The 19,923-nt window shown below is 69.6% G+C and carries 19 protein-coding genes, 1 tRNA gene and 5 pseudogenes; 14 read left to right on the top strand and 11 right to left on the bottom strand.

Annotated elements, in window-relative coordinates:
• Nucleotides 1-244: 244 nt before the first annotated feature.
• The 3 genes and pseudogenes from ACZ5WG_RS34910 to ACZ5WG_RS34900 all read left to right on the top strand — a co-directional run.
• Nucleotides 245-775, top strand: a complete 531-nt coding sequence (locus ACZ5WG_RS34910; RefSeq protein ID WP_468728500.1) for a GNAT family N-acetyltransferase — start codon at nt 245-247, stop codon at nt 773-775.
• A 160-nt stretch (nt 776-935) separates the two neighbouring features.
• Nucleotides 936-1,970 carry a transposase gene (locus ACZ5WG_RS34905; protein WP_468728499.1) on the top strand — a complete coding sequence of 345 codons (1,035 nt, stop codon included), beginning with the start codon at nt 936-938 and terminating at the stop codon, nt 1,968-1,970.
• Nucleotides 1,971-2,139: 169 nt separating this feature from the next.
• Nucleotides 2,140-2,512, top strand: a pseudogene (locus tag ACZ5WG_RS34900) (transposase); the annotation flags it as partial.
• Between the two features lie 382 nt (nt 2,513-2,894).
• Here ACZ5WG_RS34900 and ACZ5WG_RS34895 read toward each other — a convergent pair.
• Nucleotides 2,895-3,743 carry a LysR family transcriptional regulator gene (locus tag ACZ5WG_RS34895; RefSeq protein ID WP_468728497.1) on the bottom strand — a complete coding sequence of 283 codons (849 nt, stop codon included), beginning with the start codon at nt 3,741-3,743 and terminating at the stop codon, nt 2,895-2,897.
• Nucleotides 3,744-3,839: 96 nt separating this feature from the next.
• On the opposite strand from ACZ5WG_RS34895, the gene ACZ5WG_RS34890 reads away from it, so the two are divergent.
• On the top strand, nt 3,840-4,571 hold the full coding sequence (locus ACZ5WG_RS34890) for an SDR family NAD(P)-dependent oxidoreductase (RefSeq protein WP_468728495.1): 732 nt from the start codon (nt 3,840-3,842) through the stop codon (nt 4,569-4,571).
• Between the two features lie 576 nt (nt 4,572-5,147).
• Nucleotides 5,148-5,885 (top strand): dienelactone hydrolase family protein, encoded by a 738-nt coding sequence (locus ACZ5WG_RS34885; protein ID WP_468728494.1) that lies wholly within the window; start codon nt 5,148-5,150, stop codon nt 5,883-5,885.
• A gap of 75 nt (nt 5,886-5,960) precedes the next feature.
• Here ACZ5WG_RS34885 and ACZ5WG_RS34880 read toward each other — a convergent pair.
• Nucleotides 5,961-6,101: pseudogene (locus ACZ5WG_RS34880) on the bottom strand (IS5/IS1182 family transposase); the annotation flags it as partial.
• A 457-nt stretch (nt 6,102-6,558) separates the two neighbouring features.
• Between ACZ5WG_RS34880 and ACZ5WG_RS34875 the strand changes: the two are divergent.
• Nucleotides 6,559-6,786, top strand: a complete 228-nt coding sequence (locus ACZ5WG_RS34875) for a hypothetical protein (RefSeq protein ID WP_468728492.1) — start codon at nt 6,559-6,561, stop codon at nt 6,784-6,786.
• Nucleotides 6,787-7,055: 269 nt separating this feature from the next.
• Here ACZ5WG_RS34875 and ACZ5WG_RS34870 read toward each other — a convergent pair whose 3' ends face one another.
• Nucleotides 7,056-7,238, bottom strand: coding sequence for a hypothetical protein (locus ACZ5WG_RS34870; RefSeq protein WP_468728491.1), 183 nt, complete (start codon nt 7,236-7,238; stop codon nt 7,056-7,058).
• A gap of 36 nt (nt 7,239-7,274) precedes the next feature.
• A complete protein-coding gene (locus ACZ5WG_RS34865; protein ID WP_468728490.1) occupies nt 7,275-7,409 on the bottom strand; it encodes a hypothetical protein in 135 nt (44 codons plus the stop codon).
• A 29-nt stretch (nt 7,410-7,438) separates the two neighbouring features.
• Between ACZ5WG_RS34865 and ACZ5WG_RS34860 the strand changes: the two are divergent.
• Nucleotides 7,439-7,530, top strand: a pseudogene (locus ACZ5WG_RS34860) (IS5/IS1182 family transposase); the annotation flags it as partial.
• Nucleotides 7,531-7,816: 286 nt separating this feature from the next.
• Here ACZ5WG_RS34860 and ACZ5WG_RS34855 read toward each other — a convergent pair.
• Nucleotides 7,817-7,890, bottom strand: a tRNA-Met gene (locus tag ACZ5WG_RS34855).
• A 211-nt stretch (nt 7,891-8,101) separates the two neighbouring features.
• Here ACZ5WG_RS34855 and ACZ5WG_RS34850 point away from each other — a divergent pair.
• The 3 genes from ACZ5WG_RS34850 (at nt 8,102) to ACZ5WG_RS34840 (ending at nt 9,310) form a co-directional block, all read left to right on the top strand.
• Nucleotides 8,102-8,338 (top strand): hypothetical protein, encoded by a 237-nt coding sequence (locus ACZ5WG_RS34850; RefSeq protein WP_468728489.1) that lies wholly within the window; start codon nt 8,102-8,104, stop codon nt 8,336-8,338.
• A complete protein-coding gene (locus ACZ5WG_RS34845) occupies nt 8,335-8,832 on the top strand; it encodes a hypothetical protein (protein ID WP_468728487.1) in 498 nt (165 codons plus the stop codon). Before ACZ5WG_RS34850 ends, ACZ5WG_RS34845 begins: the two co-directional genes overlap by 4 nt.
• A 169-nt stretch (nt 8,833-9,001) precedes the next feature.
• The gene (locus tag ACZ5WG_RS34840; protein ID WP_468728485.1) at nt 9,002-9,310 is read left to right on the top strand and encodes a hypothetical protein; all 309 of its coding nucleotides are present in this window, start codon (nt 9,002-9,004) and stop codon (nt 9,308-9,310) included.
• Between the two features lie 23 nt (nt 9,311-9,333).
• Here the strand turns inward: ACZ5WG_RS34840 and ACZ5WG_RS34835 are convergent, their stop codons facing one another.
• On the bottom strand, nt 9,334-9,999 hold the full coding sequence (locus tag ACZ5WG_RS34835; protein WP_468728484.1) for a lysophospholipid acyltransferase family protein: 666 nt from the start codon (nt 9,997-9,999) through the stop codon (nt 9,334-9,336).
• A 388-nt stretch (nt 10,000-10,387) separates the two neighbouring features.
• Here ACZ5WG_RS34835 and ACZ5WG_RS34830 point away from each other — a divergent pair, with 388 nt between their 5' ends.
• Nucleotides 10,388-10,558, top strand: coding sequence for a hypothetical protein (locus ACZ5WG_RS34830; protein ID WP_468728483.1), 171 nt, complete (start codon nt 10,388-10,390; stop codon nt 10,556-10,558).
• A gap of 242 nt (nt 10,559-10,800) precedes the next feature.
• Here ACZ5WG_RS34830 and ACZ5WG_RS34825 read toward each other — a convergent pair whose 3' ends face one another.
• Complete coding sequence (locus ACZ5WG_RS34825; protein ID WP_468728481.1) at nt 10,801-12,699, bottom strand: FHA domain-containing protein; 1,899 nt, start codon at nt 12,697-12,699, stop codon at nt 10,801-10,803.
• A 170-nt stretch (nt 12,700-12,869) separates the two neighbouring features.
• On the opposite strand from ACZ5WG_RS34825, the gene ACZ5WG_RS34820 reads away from it, so the two are divergent.
• Nucleotides 12,870-14,402: a serine/threonine-protein kinase gene (locus tag ACZ5WG_RS34820; RefSeq protein ID WP_468728480.1), complete on the top strand. Its 1,533-nt coding sequence runs from the start codon at nt 12,870-12,872 to the stop codon at nt 14,400-14,402.
• A 10-nt stretch (nt 14,403-14,412) separates the two neighbouring features.
• Here the strand turns inward: ACZ5WG_RS34820 and ACZ5WG_RS34815 are convergent.
• Nucleotides 14,413-14,610: pseudogene (locus tag ACZ5WG_RS34815) on the bottom strand (TIGR03842 family LLM class F420-dependent oxidoreductase); the annotation flags it as partial.
• A gap of 153 nt (nt 14,611-14,763) precedes the next feature.
• Between ACZ5WG_RS34815 and ACZ5WG_RS34810 the strand changes: the two are divergent.
• Nucleotides 14,764-15,060 (top strand): DUF6247 family protein, encoded by a 297-nt coding sequence (locus ACZ5WG_RS34810; protein WP_468728478.1) that lies wholly within the window; start codon nt 14,764-14,766, stop codon nt 15,058-15,060.
• Between the two features lie 37 nt (nt 15,061-15,097).
• On the opposite strand, the gene ACZ5WG_RS34805 is transcribed toward ACZ5WG_RS34810, so the two are convergent.
• Nucleotides 15,098-15,484, bottom strand: a complete 387-nt coding sequence (locus tag ACZ5WG_RS34805; RefSeq protein ID WP_468728476.1) for a hypothetical protein — start codon at nt 15,482-15,484, stop codon at nt 15,098-15,100.
• Nucleotides 15,485-15,755: 271 nt separating this feature from the next.
• On the opposite strand from ACZ5WG_RS34805, the gene ACZ5WG_RS34800 reads away from it, so the two are divergent.
• The gene (locus tag ACZ5WG_RS34800; protein WP_468728474.1) at nt 15,756-17,303 is read left to right on the top strand and encodes a protein kinase domain-containing protein; all 1,548 of its coding nucleotides are present in this window, start codon (nt 15,756-15,758) and stop codon (nt 17,301-17,303) included.
• 737 nt (nt 17,304-18,040) lie between these two features.
• On the opposite strand, the pseudogene ACZ5WG_RS34795 reads toward ACZ5WG_RS34800, so the two are convergent.
• Nucleotides 18,041-18,253, bottom strand: a pseudogene (locus tag ACZ5WG_RS34795) (pentapeptide repeat-containing protein); the annotation flags it as partial.
• 929 nt (nt 18,254-19,182) lie between these two features.
• Nucleotides 19,183-19,923: tetratricopeptide repeat protein (locus ACZ5WG_RS34790; RefSeq protein ID WP_468728472.1), on the bottom strand; the 741-nt coding region annotated here is incomplete at its 5' end.

Here is a 19,923-nt window from a genome sequence, read left to right as displayed (position 1 = left end):
GTGATCGTTTCGGCCTCTGCACCTGGATGCGAACGACGTACCCCGAGGTCTGCGTGCACAGCTGGCTCACGGAGACACCCGGCTAACGGCTCGGTCCGCGATTGATGGTGGGTGTAGCTCCGTCTCGGGGGCAGCTGATCTGGGGTGTTGCGACGAGCGTTGACCAGCCCGGGGTGTTGTGGTGGCGGTGCTCGGTCGGGATATTCGCTGGTCGCCGCTTGTTGATGGTGGTCATACTGCCGCGATGGATCCAGTGACTCTCGAGACCGACCGTCTGCTGCTGCGGGCCTTCACACCTACCGACGTGGATGCGGTGTACGAAGCCTGCCAGGACGAAGACATCCAGTTCTACACCCCGGTGCCGGTGCCGTACCGTCGTGCGGACGCGGAGAAGCTCGTCGGCGAGGAGCTGCCCGCCCAGTGGTCCGAGGACAAGGACTACACCCTCGGCGCGTTCCGCAAGGACACCGGCGCCCTGGTCGGCTCGTACTGCCTGACCCTCATCAGCCGCGGCGTCTGGGAGCTCGGTTACTGGGCGGTCAAAGATCAGCGCGGACGCGGGTACTCGGTTGAGGCCGCTCGGGCCCTGTGCAACTGGGGCTGGGCCACGCTCGACGTGCACCGCATCGAGTGGTGGGCCATGGCCGGGAACACCCGCTCGCGTGCCGTCGCCGAGAAACTCGGCTTCACCGTCGAAGGGACACTGCGCAATCGCAGCATCGCCAACGATGGCAAGCCACACGACTGGTGGGTGGGCGGACTGCTGAGGCCCTGATGCTCGGGCCGATGCTTCGCCGGCTGCCTTTGCCCTTCTGCGCTGCGTTTGCCCTTCTGCAGGGAAGTTCCCAGCTCGGACAATTCCAGCTGAAGAGCCACACCCATTGATCATCGGCGGGCAGCCGTGACGTGGCAGTGGCCGCACGGGTTCTTCCAGTGTGACCAAGAAGTGGGCCCGTGCGGCCTTGACCCATCCTGCCTTCTGCGGCGTCTCGCGTGCACATCTCGGCGATGTGATCGAAGAGTTGGCCGATCTGTGGCTCGCCCGGCGCGAGTCGGAGCTTCGTGAGCGGCGCGGTGCCGAGCGGCAGCGGGAGGCCGGTGCCGGCCCGAAGCACGACCTGGTCTTCACCGACCGCCTGCTCGTCACCCTGGTCCACCTACGCACCGGACTCCCGCACGCCGCGCTCGCCGAGCTGTACGGCATCGCCCGCTCCACGATCTCCCGCGCCATCGGGGAGATCCGCCCGTTGCTGGCCATGCGTGGCTTCGCAGTCCCCGACCACTCCGGCGTGCGACTTCGGACCCTGGCGGACGTGTTCGCCTACGCCGAGGCCGCGGGGATCCGGTTGCGGATCGACGGCGCCGAGACCCGGGTTCGCCGCCCGAAGGCAGGCAGGCCCGGACGGCGGGCCTTCGTCTCCGGCAAGAAGAAGCAGAACACCATCAAGACCACCACCATCAGCGACGGCCAAGGCCGTCTGCTGTGGTCGGGTGCGGACCGCCCAGGCCGCATGCACGACCAGACCGCGATGCGCACCGAGGGTATCGAGCAGTTCCGGCTCCACCCGAAGGTGACGGCCGAAGTCGACGAGGGGTACCGGGGGCTGGCCAACGAGTTCCCTGACCAAATCAGCGCCCCTCCGAAGAAGCCGAAGGGCGACGCGCCGCTCGGCGAGCAGTATGCCTGGCGGGAGATGCGCCGACGGCAGTCCTCGCAGCGGATCTGCGTCGAGCACGCCAACGCCGAATTGCGGCAGTGGTGCCCGCTCCAGCGCTACACCGGCCCACGCGAGGACTACGCCGCGACCCACCGGCGATCGCTTCATTGGTTTCGGACCGTTCGGCTCGTCGACCGACCCGCCGCAAGCCGAGCACCGAGCTCGTGCGCGCCCGGCAGGCCGCCTGCTGATCAACCACCAGCCGACCCCCAGGCCAGCACGTCCAAACCTCAATCGCGGACCAAGTCGTAAGCAGACCGCTCTCCAGCGACTGAAGGGCAGGCCCGGGCTGCGGTCGGGACACGGTGATGCCCGGTTCCGTCGGCCGGTTCCGGTCGCTGCGGGGCTGCCGTCGACGCACCGGACAGCTGTGCGGCGCCGCCGGCTGCGGACACCGCTGCCCGCATGTCCGCCTGGAAGCGGCAGTGACCTCACCTTCTTCGCAACCCCGGACCGGCTCGCAGCCTTCGCCGGGCTTGCACCAGCGCCGCATGACTCAGGGAAGCGGAGCGGCAACCTCCACCGCCCCGGCCACTACCACCGCGGCTTCCAGCGCGTCTTCTCTGTGTCCGCCCTGACCAGCGTCCGCTACGACCTCAACTCCCGGACCTTCTATGGCCGCAAACGAGCCGAGGGGAACGCCGTACGCAGCCCGTGATCGCCCTCGCCCGCCGCCGTGTCAACGCTCTGCGGGCCCTGATCCGTGACCACGTCTCCACGACGTCGCGCCGCCTCAGACCGCGGCCATGACCGGACCCGTAAATCAGCTCGACGCGCAGTGGCTCGGCTCGTAACCTCCGCCTGTGACTGGGAGAAGCGGGACAGAGAGCGCCTTCAAGAATCGGTGCGCGAACGCCGAGCGGATGCTCGCGTCGCTCACCGGCTGCTTCATCGACGCGATCTCCCTGACGCACCTACCGGTGATGCCACACCCCTGGCCAGAGGACGCAGCGGCCCGGCCGAGGTAGACGTCGTGGCATCGATCGTGACCGTCTACACGGCAATGAGCGACGACGAAGCAGAACAGATCAGTACGCCAAGCTGACGAACCCGACGCGCTGACGAGCCGGACCGAGGTTGACTTCTCCATGGGGAAGCACCTGATCGTGACGGCTGGCCCGCAGGGTGGTGAGCCGGGACACAACAGGTGGAACCTGGCCGGGCGTGTTGGAACTACTAGAGACGTGTCGCAGTCCGGACAAGGTCGGCGACGGCTCTGGACCGGCTGTGCGGTGGCCAGGCGATCACGGTGGTGACGGTCGGCGCGTCCAGCACGGGTATGGCGGCGAGGTCGTCGTGCAGTTGGGCTCGGCACGACTCCGGTGAGACCGCGCAAGCGCGGCCGAGCGCGACGAGCTGCAACAACTGCGCGTGGTCGCGGACCTGAGGGCCGGGGCCGGGCGGGTAGGTGCCGTCGGGGGCAGGCCAGCGTGGCAGGGGCAGGCCCGGCAGCCCGGTGATGTCGGCCATGTGCACATGGGCCCGGACGGTGAGCGGATGCCCGGCAGGCAGGACCACAACCTGGCCCTCCGTGCCGAGTTCCTCGGTGTCGAACCCGGCCGTCGAGTCGAACGGCCGGTGCAGCAGCGCCACGTCGGCCCGGCCCTCGCGCAGGAGTCGTTCCTGCTCGGCCGGCCCGCACAGGATGACTTCGACGGGGACCGCGTCGGGTTCGGCGGCGTACGCGTCGAGCAGTTTCGCCAGTAGTTCGCGGGACGCGCTGGCCTTGGTGACCAGGACCAGGCCAGGACGGCCGGTCGTGGAAAGGGCGGCGCGGCGGGTCCGGCGCTCAGCAGCGTCGACCGCCTCGAGGGCCGCCCTGCCCTCGGCCAGCAGCACCGATCCGGCCTCGGTCAGCGCGACGGTGCGGCTGGTCCGATCCAGCAGCGCTGCCCCGAGCCGGCGTTCGAGCTGCTGGATCGCCCGTGACAAAGGGGGCTGCGCGATGCCGAGCCGCTGCGCGGCGCGCCCGAAGTGCAGCTCCTCAGCGACAGCGACGAAGTAGCGCAGTTCCCGGGTCTCCATAAGGGCCACGTTACGCCGGATCAATACCCGGACGGTATCGCTGCCCACTCCATCGGTCTTGGACCTCGCGTCGGGGTCCAAGGCAGCATGATTCCCATGAGCGAACGAACGATTGCGCTGGTCACCGGCGCGAACAAGGGAATCGGCTACGAGATCGCCGCGGGCCTGGGTGCCCTCGGCTGGAGCGTCGGCGTCGGCGCCCGCGACGATCAGCGCCGTAAGGCGGCGGTGGAGCGACTGCGCGCGGCCGGCGTCGACGCGTTCGGCGTACCACTGGACGTGACCGACGACGCGAGCGCGAGCGCCGCCGCACGGTTGATCGAGGAACGGGCCGGGCACCTCGACGTGCTCGTCAACAACGCCGGCATCGCCGGCGGCATGCCGCAGAACCCCACCCAGGTCGATCCCGCCACCATCCGGACGGTCGTGGAGACCAACGTGATCGGCGTCATCCGCGTCACCAACGCGATGATGCCGCTGCTGCGCCGCTCTGCCTCTCCACGGATCGTAAACATGTCCAGCAGTGTGGGCTCCCTCACCCGGCAGTCAGGAACCGCTGCTGAGCAGACGGCGGGTCCGGTGGCCGTGGCGTACTCGCCGTCGAAGACGTTCCTGAACGCCGTCACCCTCCAGTACGCCCGGGAGCTGAGCGGCACGAACATCCTGATCAACCTCGGCTGCCCCGGCTACGTCGCCACCGACCTCAACGGCTTCCGCGGCGTACGCACCCCCGAACAGGGCGCGGCGATCGCCATCAAACTCGCGACCCTGCCCGACGACGGCCCGACCGGCAAGTTCTTCGAGGACGCCGGCGAAGTGCCCTGGTGATGTGCACGGCGGCCATCACCCGCCCAGGTGAGGTGTCTTCGCCCGCGCGTCGATGCCGGACCTGTCCTGGTCGTGGCGTGACGCAAGCCTGGCGGAGTACCCGCTCCCCGCCGTAAGGGCAGGTGCCGCCGGGCATCTGTCCGGCCTGCTGCGTCCCGTGGGATGGTCTCGCACTCCCGTCGAAGCCCGTGCGCCCGCATCGGGTGTGGTTCATGTCGATGACGAGGAACTCGCCGGCCGGAAGGGCCGACCAGTCAGGTTTCGGCCCGTGGTGACGGGGACGGGGCTGGAACTGGACTCGGGAGCCCATGTGCCGGTCCTTCATCTGCCCGAACAGCCGGAGACTGCAAGGGTGTTCAAGCACTGGCATCGATCCTGTCCGGTGGGCTACGTTATGCGGTGATGACTACCGGGACGGCATTGCGCCACGCACGGATTGGTGACCCGGCGCTGCTCTGAGCGCCGTACGGGCCGGTGCTGGCCCTCTCTTGGATCGAGGATCTGGCGCTGCTGCGCGGGCGCCGCCTCCTGTCGTGTTGATCGCAGCTCGATACCTCAACCACGACAGGAGAACTCATGCCCACCAAGATGCTGCACATTCCCACCGCGGACGGCCAGGCCGACGCTTTCGCCGCTTTCCCCGACCGTGGCGAGCGGCACCCGGGGGTGCTGATGTACCCGGACGGCTTCGGTGTCCGGCCCGTGCTGCGGGAGATGGCCCGCGAACTGGCCGGGCACGGGTACTACGTGCTCGTCCCCAATCTCTTCTACCGGCACGGCCCGGCACCGGTGATCGAGCTTCCCGAGTACATCGGAGAAGAGGTCCGGCCCGCGGTCTTCGCCCAGCTGATGCCCTTGATCGAGGCACACACCGCCGAACGTGTCCTGAGCGATGCCGACGCCTACCTCGGTTTCCTCACCGCCCAGCCCGAGGTCGCCGCTGGACCGGTCGCGGTGACCGGCTACTGCATCGGCGGCCTTCTGGCGGTGCGCACCGCCGCGGCCCACCCCGGCCAGGTGGCCGCCGTCGCCGCATTCCACGGTCCCGTGGGCGCGGACGGGCCCGACGCCCTCGCCGAGATCACCGCCCAGGTCCACTTCGGCCACGCCGAGAGCGACCTGACGCCCGAGGCCCTGAGCGAGCTCAACCAGGCCCTGGATGCCGCGGGTGTCGGCTACACCTCCGAGATCTACCCCGGCACCGTCCACGGCTTCACCATGTCCGACACCGACGCCTTCGACCCCGCCGGACTGAAGCGCCACTGGGACCGCCTGCTCCCCCTCCTCGACCGCACGCTAAGAGTTGCCCCGTAAACGATCTTCGAGTCGCCCCTGGCGTGCTTGGCCGCGGTGCCGCCCGTTCGCCCGTGGGGCGAGGCTGAGGTTGTGCATCCGGACGAAGAAGTGTTCGACGTGAGCCCGGACCTGCTTGTGGGACTTGTTGTGCTCCTCCTCCCAGGCCGGGAGTTCTGCCTGGCCGCGCTCGAGGCGGTGGGGGAGCGCGAGTCCGGTGCCCGGATAGCTGCCATCGGAGAGGCCCTGTGGCGGCGGCACCGTGGCCATGGCCGTGTACAGGGATCACCCCAGGCGGTACCGGCAGGCGCGTCGGCAACACCCGGGCAACGGTGCATCACCGTCCTCGTGCGAGCCGTTCCGCACCTTCCCCCTCGGTCTTGGGAGGCTGGAACGGGCTCCTCGTCGTGGACAGCCTGGCGTCTGGCGGACACACTCACCTGGCACGGTCGGCCGCCCCCGGACAGGAGATGACACGTTGAGGAAATCCCGCGCACTCTGCATTGCCGCAGCCGCTCTTGTGCCCGTTGCCCTCGGGGCATCCCCGGCCCCGGCCGCCCTCGATTACGCCACACCGGGATCCTTTCCCTCAGACGCCATATGCATGTCCGTTACGAGCGGAAACGGATGCTTCAGGAAGTACGGCGACCAGTTCTGGGTCCGGAACTGGGACTCTCCGAGGACAGGTCTCGAGGTGCGGTGGGAGAACGATCTGTGGGACGGCGATCGATGGCAGACCTACCGCCTGGGTAGTTGCAGCGCGTACGAACTGGGCACCGGGCAGTGGGGAGTGTGCAACAAGGACTTCTACGAGAACACCAGCACCAACAAGTGGGGGTCCAAGGGCAGCAGGGTGCGCTGGCAGATCGTAGCGGGGACGACCTTCGGCCCCTGGTCCCCGTGGTACCTGAACGACGACTGAGCCTTGCGCTACTTGGATCACCGGGTTCGGGGAAAATCGGACCCTCAGGCTCCGGCGGAGGGCGTCGTTCAGCAGAGCCCATCCGGCGTTCGCCCTAACCCCAGACTGCGCCTTTCTGCCTCCCTGAAGAGGCAGTTCAGCAAGTCTGCTCCCCGCGCTCCCGGGGAGGACCTGCCAGCCCCCCGTTGCGGGCGCCGGCCGTCTGCGAGCGTTGCCCGGGATGTCCCGGCCTGAGGCAGACCGACACTGGGGCGATGCGTGCGCTCGCGTCAGCCATCAGCGTCGTGGTCCGGTCCACCTCGCAGGGGGACGTCGCCGGACAGCTCCCGTGGTCCGTGGATGCCTGACTCACGCGCGTTGGCGGCGGCGAAGTCCGCGTCGCGTTCCAGGTGGAGCAGGTGGTCGGCGTGCTTCATCACGGGAAAGGTGCAGTCGGGGATGGTTGCGGCCACCGCGCGGTTGTCTTCGACTGTGGTGGCGGTGTCGTGTTACCCGACGCCGACGAGGGTGGGGATGCCGGCCAGCCCGCCGGTGGGCAGCAGGTCACTCAGGAGGAGGGAACCGCGGTCGAACACATAGCGGACCAAGGGATCGTGCGGGGAAGCGTTGAGCTGGTCGAGCATGACGCGGGCGGCGGCTACAGGCCGAGGCGTCCTGCAAGCAGGTCCGCGCCCGCGTCGAGACGTCTTCGCCCGCATGAAGACGTGGAAGATCCTCCGTGACTGCCGCCTCAAGGGCGACTGAGTCCACCACGCCATGCTCGGCATCGCCCGGATGCACAACCCCGAACGCATCTTTGTCATGGCTCGGGGGCGGGCGGCCGTCTTGGTTTCCCGGGCCGGTTGCCGGGTTTGCCGCGGTACCCGCGACCGCAGCGGCCCCGCCGGGAGGACTGACTCTGCGGGCCGGGCCCCCGGGGGCGCCGCCTCGCCGCGGTCGGGGCCGACGGCCCCGTGACTCCTGGGCCGGATATGTCTCCTTACGGCAGAAGGGCCCGGATCCTTTGAGGATCCGGGCCCTTCCGGTGCAGTAGCGGGGACAGGATTTGAACCTGCGACCTCTGGGTTATGAGCCCAGCGAGCTACCGAGCTGCTCCACCCCGCGTCGGTGAACCCCACCTTACGGCATGGACTGGCGGTGTTCGACCGGATTTCGCGCAGGGTGCTGGCCACAGGTTCCTGAGGGGCGACGGCAGAGCTCTTGAGCGGTCGCGTTTCGCGGCGGTGCGCGTTCTCGGGTGTTCGCGGGGCGTGGCGGTGCGATCGCTCGTCAAGCGGTTGCCACTGCACGGCCGACGGGAGCCGAGTCGGGCCGGTTGAGCAATTACACGGCCGGCGCCGGCGGCGCCCTCTCCACCGCCGGCGAAATGGTCACCTGGCTCCGTTTCCTGACAACGGGCAAGGTCCTGGACCCTGCGTTCCAGAAGGAGCGGCCCGCCAGCCCGAAGGCCGAGGATCCACAGGCGGCCAAGGGCCAGAAGTTACGCAGGTCTCTGCCCTCCTGGCGCCGACGGAGGCGCCGACTCGGGGCGCAGGGCAGAATGCCGCTGTGAAGTCCACGGGGGTTCTGGCCGAGCTGGAAGCGCGCATGGCGGAACTGTCAACGCCGACGCGGGTGTACGTGGCGGCCGGGCGGTTCACCGAGGTGGAACCCGACCTGCCGGAGCTGGCGGCCCGGATCCGCGCGCTGCTGGCCGAGGCCGCCGCCGACGAGGCCTGGCAGCGCTTCATCCCCGGGTACGCCCCGCCGTCCGTCCCGCAGATCTGTGCCGCCCTGGAACCGCTGGAGACGCACGAGGCCGCCGCGTTCCTGGCAAGGGTCGCCGCCGTCGACCTCGTATGGCCGGACCACCGGCACATGCCCGCCGAGACCGCCGAGCGCGTGGCGGACCGGGTGGTGTCCCTGATCGGGCCGGAGGGAAGCTGGTGGACCAACCACGACGCCGGGTGCGGCGCCGTGAACGGGCTCACCCCGCTGTTCGACAGCCTGCTTGCGGGGACGGACGGCGAACACTTCGCGCTGGCCCTGCAGATCGCCGACGACTGAGCGGCCCGCCCGCCGTGCCTCCGGGAGGGTGAACCGCAGGCCCGCGGTGCACCCGAGCCGGTGGAATCGCCGTGCGTGAGCGTGTGCGGACGGGGGCGACGCCCACCGCGGTGTTTGCTGGGGGAGGGGCCGCACCCGTGAGACCGCCGTCTGCCAGGAGGAGTTGGTCATGAAGTTCGCGCAGATCATCGATTTCGAGACCGAGCGGATCGACGAGGTGCGCGACCTCCTGCGCGCCTACGAGGAACAGGCCCGCTCGCAAGACCGGACCGGTACCCCCTCCGCCCGCACCTTGCTCAAGGACAGGTCCAACCCCAACCGCTACCTCGCCGTGGTCGAGTTCGACTCCTACGACGCGGCCATGGCCAACAGCCGCGCGGCCGCGACCGACGAGCTGGCTCAGGCGCTGTCGGCACTGATGACCAGGCCCACGGTCTACACCGACTGCGACCTCCTCGACCGGCAGGGCACCAACTGACGCACATCCGGGTCTGACCCGGCCTAGGCGCGACCCGCCTGCCGTCGTCCGCTCTGGGCGCGGACCGCGTTCTCCCATGCGGCGGCGACGGCGGCCTGGATGCGGTGCGTCGCTTCCGGCACCGGGCCGGGGAGGTGCACCGGTGCGCCGATGTGCACGTGCAGGCCCGGCCGCCTCAGCGGCGCGGTCACGGCGCCGGCGAGCTGCTTGACCGGCCCGCCGGAGCACAGCCTGCGCGCGCCCGCCTGGCCCACCGGCACGAGCGGCGCCCCGGTCATGGCGGCGAGCCGGGCCGGTCCGCTGCGGAAGGGCCCGGGCGCGGCCTCGCCCGAGTCGGCGCGTCCCGGCAGCCGACCCTCGCCGTAGAGCAGGACGCAGCGCCCGGTCGCGAGTACGGCGGCCGCGGCGTCCAGGCATTCGGCGGCGCGGGCGCTGCCGCGATGGACGGCGATGTGCCCCTCGCGGCGCAGCGCCGCCCCCAGCAGCGGCAGCCGCCACAGGCCTGCGGCGGCCATCACGACGGGCTCGACCCCGTACCGCCGCAGCGCCGCGATCACGACGGCCGGATCGGCGAGCGAGGAGTGGTTGGCCACCAGGATGCTGCCGGCGCCGGGACCGGTCTCGCCCTCGGAGGTGACGGTCAGTTTCCCGAATACGGGCACGACGGCGGCGGCGATTCGGCTGAGCATGGGCGGCCTCGTTCGGATGGCGCTGAGCTGACACCGCTCATCCTCGGCCGCTGTCGAGCGTCCGTCATGAGTAGTCGTACTCACTCCTCTCGGAGCCGTACCCGTGACCTCCCGCGATTTTCCGGCCGTCGCGTGGCGGCCGTGTGGCGGCACTACCACCCGTATGCGCAGGTCATGGCCCGTGACCCGAGGGCGCACCCCGCCCGCAGCGCCGCGAGCTCGGCCGTGGGCAGCCGCCGGGAGGCGCCCCGCCGGCTGCCGTCCGCGCGCGCGGTCCCGGTGGCGAGCCATCGGCGTGTGCAGCCCTCGAGACGGGCCACACCCCGCACGACGAGCTCCGGCCACAGCGCCGCGAAGCCCGACGCCGGCAGATCGCGGTCCAGTATCAGTGGACCTGCCCGCCGCCCTCGCCGTGGCGCAGCAGGAGAGGCGGGCGGCCGCCGTCAGCCGGCACGCAGCACAGCCGACTGCGGACCGGCCCGAAGGCGCGATCGTGGCCACCACCGTGCCGAAGCGCCGGGAGGGCCAGCCGGTCCGGATCCTGGACCTCACCCCGTGAGCAGCCAGGCCCGCCCCCCTCGGTGGAGACCGGCCACGAGAGCATCGCGTGCGGTCTGGCCACGGTTCGTCAGCAACTCACAGGACCGGATCAGAAGGTGGATGGGCTCGAGGGCCGCTTTGAGGCCCTCGACCAGAAGATCGACCGGAACCGGGCCCAGATCATGGAGCTGCTCACCCAGGTGGTCAGCCAGCGCCCCGGCACCGGCTGACTTCCCCGGCCAGGTCCCGTCCCTTTGGGTGTCAGCCGACCGGGGAGGGGCTCCGGGGATCGGTCGGGCGGGGGACGAAGACCGGGGAGTCCGACTGGTAGAAGAGGTCGATGTCTGCCTCCTCGCCGCCGACGATCAGGGTGTCCCAGGCACCGCTCTCCCGCAAGGTGCGGAGGGTGGCGGGGGCGATCGAGGCGAGGTGGGAGCGGAGTTCCCCGTCGTCGGGTAGGCCGGGCATCCGGGGCGCCAGCCGTTCGCGGATCCCGGCCATGCGGTCCAGCAGTACGTCCAGGTCGGTCCCGTCCGCGGCACCGGCGTCGGCCTCACCGCTGCGCGCGATGATGTCCTTGATGGCGCGGGTGACGCCCTGTTCGTCGGTGGTCACCATGGCGTTCCAGGCCCGGCTCTTGTGCCGGTACTGGAGCATGGACATCGCCGCCTCGTGCCGGATGAAGTCGGCGTCCCGCAGCGGCTTGCCCTGCCATGCGCGGCTGAGCGAGCGGGCCAGCGAAGTGGCCGAGGCCAGACCGCTGTTGAGGCCACGGCCCGGCCAGAAGTGGATGGCGTTGGCCGCGTCGCCCAGCAGGAAGCCGTAGGTGCCGGGGGTGGACGCGGTCGGCCGGTGCAGCTGTGCGGTGAATCGCGGGCGCTGCACCATGTCCAGCCGGAACGAGGTGATCGCGGACAGGTCCTCCTCGGCCACCCCGAACAGGCTGAGACCCTGCCGGATCTCCTTCCACAGCGGGGAACCGCGCAGCAGGGCGGGCAGGAAGAGGGTGCCGTGGGTGGGGCAGCGGAACTCGTTGTCCTCCTCCTGCCGGCTCATCAGGCAGGGGCGGGCGGCGATGCATTCCTCGAAGACGTGGCGGACCGGGTCGATGCCGATGACGCTCTTGGTCTCCTCCCGGGTGAGCCGCATGTTCAGGAAGCCCTCGCCGCGCAGCGAGTTGAGCAGGAACCGGTTCTGCGACACGGTGAGCAGCACGCTCATCGGGTCCGGCAGCTTCGACTTGACGCGCAGTCCCAGGACGATGTCCTGGAGGTGCTCGCCGTCGAGGGAGTAGATCGAGGCGTCGGCCGCGCCGAAGCGGTTTGCGTAGTGCTCCCGGGTGCGGGAGCGGCCGCCCTCGGCGACCACCAGGACGTGTTCCTGGGTGATCCGGTTCTGCTCCTCCGCCACGTCGAAACGCTTGGGAACCAGGCGGATCGACGGCCTCCGGTTGGCCAGGTCCAGCAGCCGGTCCTCGATGTGGGCGATCCGGATGTTGCGGGGCGGGCGGCCGTCGACCGAGTCGGGGCCGACGGGCCACATCTCGGAGTAAGCGGCGCCGTCGTCGAAGAGGGCGGCGAGCGCCTCCTCGGGCAGGGCGAGGTACTGCCGGCTCTGGACGGTCACCACCTGCTGGCGGCGGAAGTTCCCCTGGGTCTCGTCCTTCCAGACGACCGAGGAGCCCTTCCTGGTCCAGCGGCCGTCGTAGAGGGTGATGGCGGTCCGCCCGGGCAGCATCTCGTCGAGCGCCAGGGCGAAGGCGAGGCCCACCGGGCCGCCGCCGGTGATGGTGACCCGCAGCGTGCCGGGGTCCGCGGCGCTCGGCCGGGGTACGTCCAGGAGCGAGAGGTCCATGACCGTCTCCATGGCGTCCTGGGCCTCGTAGAGGAACGTTTCATCGCCGATCCGGATGCAGTCGTTCGGACGCAGCACATGCCGCGTGACGCGCTGGTCGTTGACGAACGTGCCGTTCCGGCTGTCCCGGTCGTAGAGGACGAAACCGGCGTCCTCCGTGAGGATCTCGGCGTGCAGCCGGGAGGCGCTGGGGCTGACGATCACGACGCCGTTGTCGCTCTTGCGCCCGAAGCTGAGGGGCTCGCTGCCCAGAACCACGCTCTGCGCGGTGAAGGGACCCGTGCGTCCAACGATGACCGAAGGCACTTCGCACTCCTTGAAAAGACGCCTGTTGACTTCTCGTACGACAGCAACACGCCATCGCGAACGTGTTCGGTTCAACCATTTTCGAAAAATTTCGGTCACCTCGTTGAACCGGAGGTCCCAGTCCGTACGTGATGTTGGCGTCGGTAGGCGATCAGAGGAGAACCGCCCCCATGTACAACGAGGAATCCGAGACCGTGACGGAGAGCACGCTCACGATCGCTACCGCGGCGGCGGTGGGTGCACCGGGCGGGGAACGGCTGATCGCCGGCCGCTACCGGCTGCTGTCCCGGCTCGGCGAGGGCGGTATGGGCACCGTGTGGCGGGCCCGCGACGAGACGCTGCACCGCGAGGTCGCAGTCAAAGAGGTCCGGGCCCCGGCCCATCTGGGGGCCGGCGACATCGAGCGGATGTACAGCAGGCTGGAGCGGGAGGCGTGGGCGGCGGCCCGCATACCCGACCGCAATGTGGTGACGGTCCACGACGTGGCCATGGAGGACGACCGGCCCTGGATCGTCATGGAGCTGATCCGCGGCCAGTCGCTGGCCGATCTGCTGCGTGCCGAGGGGCCGCTCACACCCCGGCACGCCGCGCACATCGGCGCGGAGGTGCTGAGCGCGCTGCGCGCTGCGCACACCGTCGGGGTGGAGCATCGCGACGTGAAGCCGGCGAACGTGCTGCTCGCCGAGGACGGGCGGGTGGTGCTCAGCGACTTCGGCATCGCGATGGTCGAGGGCAGCACCGCGCTGACCATGACCGGCGAGCTGGTCGGCTCTCCCGAGTACCTGCCGCCGGAGCGGGCGCTGGGCCGCCCCTCGGGCCCCGAGTCTGACCTGTGGTCCCTCGGCGTGATGCTGTACGCAGCCGTGGAGGGGATCACCCCGTTCCGGCAGGACACCGCGCTGAGCACCCTGCGGGCCGTAGTGGACGAGGAACCGCCGGTGCCGACCCGGGCCGGCCCGCTCGCCCCGGTCATCGCCGGGCTGCTCCGCAAGGAACCGGCCGAGCGGACTCCCGCCGCCGAAGTCGCCGAGGCCCTGCGGGGCATCGCCCACGAACCGGACGCCACCACGACCGCCGCGCGCGTCCTGCCGGCCCCGGCGGAACCCGCCACGGCAGCCACGGCAGCCACGGAAGCCCCGGCAGCGGCAACAGTCCCCACGGCGACGGCGTCTACCACCACCTCGGAGCCCGCCCCGCCCGCGCACCCGACAGCCGCAGCGCCCGCGGCCCCGCCCCGCAAGCGCCGTACGGCGGCCTTCGTCGCAGCGGGCGCGGCCGCCTTCGTGCTGATCGCCGCCGGGCTGGTCTATGCCCTCAACGGCAACGGCAACGGCAACGGCAACGACGGGGACTCCGCCGCCGGTTCGGGCGGCGTACGGATGTCGGTGGCGGGCGCGAACACCACCTACACCGGCAGCTGCCCGACCCGCGAGGGCCAGGCCCCGGCGTTCACCGCGACCTTCACCGCCTCCGAGCCGACCCTGATCTCCTACCGCTGGGTGTCCGGCGACGGCTCGGTGGTGGATCCGCACTGGCGCACCATGTCCATCGGGGACAAGGCCAACCCCACCGGGCACGACACCGTGCGGCTGACGACCTATGCGAAGGCCGGCACCTTGACAACAGGGATGGCGGTGGAACTCCAGAGCCCCACCCGCGCCACCTCCAACCCGGTCCCCTTCTCGATCACCTGCACCGGCTGATCGCGGCCGGTCAGCCCTTGACCGCCGGGATGACGTGCTGTCCGTAGGCATCGATCACGGCCTCGCGGGCGTCGTACCTGTCGCACACGGCGAACCGGTCGACGCCGAGGTGGCGGAGGATACGGAGCTTCGCGATCTGGGCCCGGGCCGGGCCCAGCAGGCAGAAGCGCTCGACGATCTCGTCGCGGCCGAAGTCCGGCGTCGACGGCTCGGGGGAGTCGGCCGGCGTAGTCGTCGAGCAGCGGCTTCAGCTGACGAGGGTGCGTAGGACGGGCACGTGGTGGAGCCGTGAGCGCCGAACCCCTCTCGCCGCACCCCGGCGGCGGCTACCGTGGCGGTACGACCTGCAATGCAGGAGCCCGTGAGCGGGCGGCCCAAGGAAGCCCCCGCCCCGCCGGCCCCGGCCGCCGCTGCCCAGCTGCTCGCCCAGCTGCGCGCCGACCGCGGCGCCGACACCTGGGTGCCGGCCTCCGACCGGGACCGGGCCAAGGCCCTGGAGGACTCCCGCCACAGCTACAGCCTCACCCCGCTGCACGACGTCGTGCGCGCCTGGCAGCTGCGCGTCGCCGCGGCCCCGGCCGTCGACACGTACATGGACTCCGGCCGCGACGAGACCGGCTTCGTGGACCTGGACGACATCCTCGGCGCCCGCCGGTGACCGGTGAGCCATGGGCGCTGCGCCTGTCCTAGCGGGATCAGCCCTGGTACGAGTACGTGGCCGTGCCCTTGAATGCCTTGCCGTCGTCGAGCTTGCCGAGCTCGAACATGAAGTGACCAGGCTTCGTCCCTGCCCCCAACTTGGCACTCGCATTGGGACGGCATTTGATGACCGCCCTCTCCAACTCCTGGTTCCAGCCGTCGGTGTTCCACAGCACGACCGTCATGTCTTCCTTTGGCCGGTTGCACTTGGCGACTCTGAAGCTGATGGCATCGCCGCCGGTTTTGAACTCCGGCGTCTGCCACAGATGCTCGAAGTTGAAGTTGACCGTCCGGCTCGCCGCGTAGGCGTTCACGGTCTGCGCGACGGCGAGGACAGCGGCACAACAAGCGGTCGCGACGATACGGGCCAGGTGCCGCGACACGGCGCGGGAGCTAGGCATTCAGGCCCCTTTCCATAGGTACATACGATTCGGGTCTCATCCTGTCTGCCTGGGCAGGACGGGGTCATCCCGCGCCCGGGTGACGCGTCCACCGCAGTGTTGACCGATCCGCTACTGCATGTCCCAGATCGCCTCCAGAACGGCGCACAGGTGGGCCCGGTGCGGGCAGGACCTGACCGCCACTCCCGGCTCGGTTGGCAGACGAGTACCGTGGCTACGGCAAGGGCGGCGATCGGCGGGGGAGCACTCGGTTATGCGCGTCTTGGCGGGGCGGTACGAACTGCTGCAGTTAGTGGGCAGGGGCGGCATGGGCGAGGTCTGGAAGGGCATCGACCGCGAACTCGGCCGAACCGTGGCCGTGAAGGTACTGCCCATCGAACTCACCCGCCAGGACGAGTTCCGACAGCGGTTCCGGCGCGAGGCACGGACCAGCGCGGCGCTCTCCCACCAGGGCGTGGCGACGCTCTACGACGTCGGCGAGGACATCGACGGTCCTGAGGCCGTCCCGTTCCTTGTCATGGAGTACATCGACGGCCGAACACTGGCCGACGTTCTACGGACGGGGCCGCTGCCCATCGCGCGAGCGGTTGCCATAGCCCGCGACGTAGCCGACACACTGGTGCACAGCCACGGCCTTGGCCTGATTCACCGGGACATCAAGCCGTCGAACGTCATGGTCACAAAGTCCGGCGCGGTGAAAGTGCTGGACTTTGGTATTGCCAGAGCACTCGCGGCAACGACCACGCGGCTAACCGCAACCGGGCTCATCGTCGGCACCCCCGCCTACCTGTCGCCCGAACAGATCGACGGCGTGGCGGTCGACGGGCGCACCGACGTCTACTCGCTCGGCTGCCTGCTGTACGAACTGCTCACCGGGCAGCAGCCGTTCACCGGGGACTCACCGTTCGTGGTGATGAACCAGCATTTGACCAAAGCCCCGCGGCCGCCGTCGGCGGTGCGCGGGGAGGTGCCGGGCCGGGTCGATACGGTCACGCTGGACGCGCTCGCCAAGTCACCTGATCAGCGGTACCCGGATGCGGCGGCGTTCCGTTCGGCGCTGGAATCCCTGCAGCGTCTCCTGAGCGCAGGAGGCCCGGAGACTCGTGACCTTCATTTTCAGCCGACCGTTTCGGCGACGGTGGGTTTTCCGGACGGGGCTTCGGAGCCGGCGCCGGGCCAGGCTGCTGCCGCCGAGGCAACGGCGCCGCCCGGTCAGGCCGGCCCGCACACCGCCGAGGCGGCTGCTGTTCTCCGAGCCGAGCACTCTGATGGCGTGCGGACCCGTTCCGCGGGGGCGGTCCGCTTCCGGGTCACCGAGTCGGGGGTGATCGCCGCCCTCGGAGTGGGGTTTCTGTTGTGGCACACGATCAGGGTCACGCTGTCCGACTCCGGTCCTGTCACCCTCGTTCCTTCTGCCTGGGTCGCGGTGGCTCTCTCCTTGGTAGTGCTGCCCTGGTCGGCGCGGCTGAGCGTCACGGTCAGCTGGGCGTTCGTCGCCAAGCTCTTCTTCGATGAGTACTACGCGGGGATGGTGGCGCTGCAGGCCTGGGACTTGCTGCCGTTCCTCGCACTTGTGCCCTTCGCTATCGCCAGCCTCGTCCGTCGCCGACACGACCCTGCTCTCTCGATATGCCTGCTGTGGCTGGCATTTGCTACCGTCTTTTCATCATTCAGAGGGCAAGTCGCCGCTGGTTTCTTAGAGATCGGGTACATCTCGGCAGTGCTTATCGCTTCCGCCGGCATCATCACGCAGGAACGGGCCGAGCGTAGGTCCTCCGCGTCCGCCGCAGCCGACAGCTGAGCCTGCGACCCTGCGGTTGGTGTTGCCACTCATCACGGCTTGGGCCGCTGAGATTCCCGGGCAGCAGGATGTGACCTGTTGGCAGCAGCGCTGCGGCGGTCAACCCCACATGGCAAACGGTCAAGATCATCTGGCACAGGACATCCGCCGCCGGACCCCGCCAGGTGTGCGGGCGGGCCGTCTGGCCGCGTTCGGGCACACCGGAATGGAGGGTACGGGGATCCAGAACACTCCGAAGGCCGTTACCCAGCAGCCACGACCTGGCCGGCCGTGATCTGGGGAGGTTCGGGTAGCAGTGACGCGAGGTTGTCCCGTACAAAGTCAGCCGCCCTCTTGACCGACTCTTCGGCCCCGGCTTGGTCTTCAAAGACGCTGGTGGAAACCATCACTCCATCCCCCGCGTCAATCCAGAAGTAGGCTACGAATCCGGGGACTTGGCGGAGGAGAGGCACGAATCCCTCGTCCACTCGGCGTCCCGCCTCGGCAGGATCAGTCACCCCTTCATACCGTCGAACCACCGCGTACATAGCTGATCTCCTCACGGATCCCAAGGCCGCCTCGCGCGAAACGACATACCCCCACCACGCGTCTCTCGCTCGCAGGACGTCCGGAAGGCACTCGGATAGCGCATCGGTGATCCAGAATGGGCATCCGCTGTGGGCGCGGCGGGGTGAACCGGCTTCACGGAACTGTGGCCAGAGCCAGATTCAAGTATCCCGTCATTGCGGATTGGGCGCTCAGGATCCCGACGATTCGATGGCTACTTGCGGGCCGACCGTGCCACGGGCCTCCACACCTCCGTCGGGTAGGACGGTGTTCTCATCGATTTGGTCGTCTGAGAGCAGCTGCGTGAATCCGACGGCGTCAGATAGATCGGCCCCGGCAAGGGCTGCCCCAACCAGGTTGGACTTGGTGGGGTTCACTCCGTCCATCCAGGCCCCGGTGAGGTCTGCTGCGTGGAGCCATGCGTCGGCGAGGTGGAGGAGAGGTGGCGTTGGCCTCCATCACGCCGATGAACTCCTGCCGGGAGACCTGCCCGTCCCCGTCGGTGTCGCCGTGCTTGAGCAGCAGCTTGGCCTGGACGTTGGCAAGACCGCCCACCACGGCCACTGGCTCACCCTGGCCAGCAGGGCTTGTTCATAGTCTGGCTGATCACGTCCCGTTGCAGGTCAGGGGAAGTCCGAGCAGGTCGAGCGGGCGGATGCATGGCGTATAGGAGAGCTATCGGAGGCCCGCTGCGATGCTGTGGTGGCCGGCGTCCCGGAGGGTGCTGATCGCGAGGTTCCGCAGCGTGGCCATGTTCTCCGGTCCGTGTCCGGTTCGGATCCTGGAGGCGTCCTCGGCGAACGTCGTGTCCCGGACGTGGCGGACGGTCTGGATGCCCTACTGTGGCCTGGCGATGCGGCCGATGAGCTGTGGTGATGCCTCTGACGATGTCATGTCGGTGATGGCGCGGACGGTCTGTCGGGTGACCTTCCCGGTCTTCAGATCGGTGCGGTTGTCGGTGGATCTTCACGGCCTGGACCAGGCTGTACGCGCACCGCGAGCCCTGAAGGGGATCGGTGAGCCGAAGATCCTTAGGGGTAGCACAGTCCGCATGTGCGACGTAACCGAGTGATCTGATTACGTCCCGGCACCTTGCCGACGGCCGTGACACCTTGCCGACAAGCGCCCCGCTGGGACCACCCCAGCGGGGCGATCCTGTATTCGATCACCGGCACCCTCAGTGCCCGACCCGTCGGCATTTTCAGCGTCGCCCAACACCCATTGCGGAGCCACGAAAACCATAACGGCGGGGATGGCGAGCCGGAAGGGAAGGGGTGCCTCGTGCCATACCGAGCCGTTCGCATGAGCGCTGGGACTTGATGATTGGCCGCATCTACGGCATTCCTCGCCAGTAGGCGAGCTCGTGCCGGGTGGTGAGGGTATCGGGGTGGTCGTGCCCCAGCACCCGCTCCTCGTCGGGCAGTAGTTCCTCAAGGGCGGTGACGGTGCCAGCCGCATCCCCCGCCTCCCCCCGCCACCGGGCGAGCTCGTGCCGGGTGGTGAGCGTGTGGGGGCGGTCGTGCCCCAGCACCCGCTCCTCGTCGGGCAGTAGTTCCTCAAGGGCGGTGACGGCGCCAGCCACATCTCCCGCTTCCCCCCGCCACCGGGCGAGGTTGTGCCGGGTGAGGAGGGTGTCGGGGTGGTCGTGCCCCAGCACCCGCTCCTCGTCGGCCAGTAGTTCCTCAAGGGCGGTGACGGCGCCGGCCGCATCTCCCGTTTCCCCCCGCCACCGGGCGAGGTTGTGCCGGGTGGTGAGGGTGTGGGGGTGGTCGTATCCCAGCACCCGCTTCCGGTCGGGCAGTAGTTCCTCAAGGGCGGTGACGGCGCCGGCCGCATCTCCCGTTTCCCCCCGCCACCGGGCGAGGTTGTGCCGGGTGGTGAGGGTGTCGGGGTGGTCGGGCCCCAGCACCCGCTCCTGGTCGGGCAGTAGTTCCTCAAGGGCGGTGACGGCGCCGGCCGCATCACCCGCCCGTCCTCGCCACTGCGCGAGGTAACTCCGGGTGGTGAGGGTGTCGGGGTGGTCGTGCCCCAGCACCCGCTCCTGGTCGGGCAGTAGTTCCTCAAGGGCGGTGAT

This window comes from Streptomyces sp. NPDC032745, from assembly GCF_055579465.1.
Note: the sequence above shows the minus strand (reverse complement) of the source record. Positions and strands in the feature narration are given on the sequence as shown.

Excerpts from the sequence above, each read along its gene's own strand:
- ACZ5WG_RS34910 (WP_468728500.1), top strand. The coding sequence starts at position 245 with ATGGATCCAGTGACTCTCGAGACCGACCGTCTGCTGCTGCGGGCCTTC.
- ACZ5WG_RS34885 (WP_468728494.1), top strand. The coding sequence starts at position 5,148 with ATGCCCACCAAGATGCTGCACATTCCCACCGCGGACGGCCAGGCCGAC.
- ACZ5WG_RS34835 (WP_468728484.1), bottom strand. The coding sequence starts at position 9,999 with ATGCTCAGCCGAATCGCCGCCGCCGTCGTGCCCGTATTCGGGAAACTG.
- ACZ5WG_RS34820 (WP_468728480.1), top strand. The coding sequence starts at position 12,870 with ATGTACAACGAGGAATCCGAGACCGTGACGGAGAGCACGCTCACGATC.
- ACZ5WG_RS34890 (WP_468728495.1), top strand. The coding sequence starts at position 3,840 with ATGAGCGAACGAACGATTGCGCTGGTCACCGGCGCGAACAAGGGAATC.
- ACZ5WG_RS34865 (WP_468728490.1), bottom strand. The coding sequence starts at position 7,409 with ATGCTCGACCAGCTCAACGCTTCCCCGCACGATCCCTTGGTCCGCTAT.
- ACZ5WG_RS34800 (WP_468728474.1), top strand. The coding sequence starts at position 15,756 with ATGCGCGTCTTGGCGGGGCGGTACGAACTGCTGCAGTTAGTGGGCAGG.
- ACZ5WG_RS34895 (WP_468728497.1), bottom strand. The coding sequence starts at position 3,743 with ATGGAGACCCGGGAACTGCGCTACTTCGTCGCTGTCGCTGAGGAGCTG.
- ACZ5WG_RS34840 (WP_468728485.1), top strand. The coding sequence starts at position 9,002 with ATGAAGTTCGCGCAGATCATCGATTTCGAGACCGAGCGGATCGACGAG.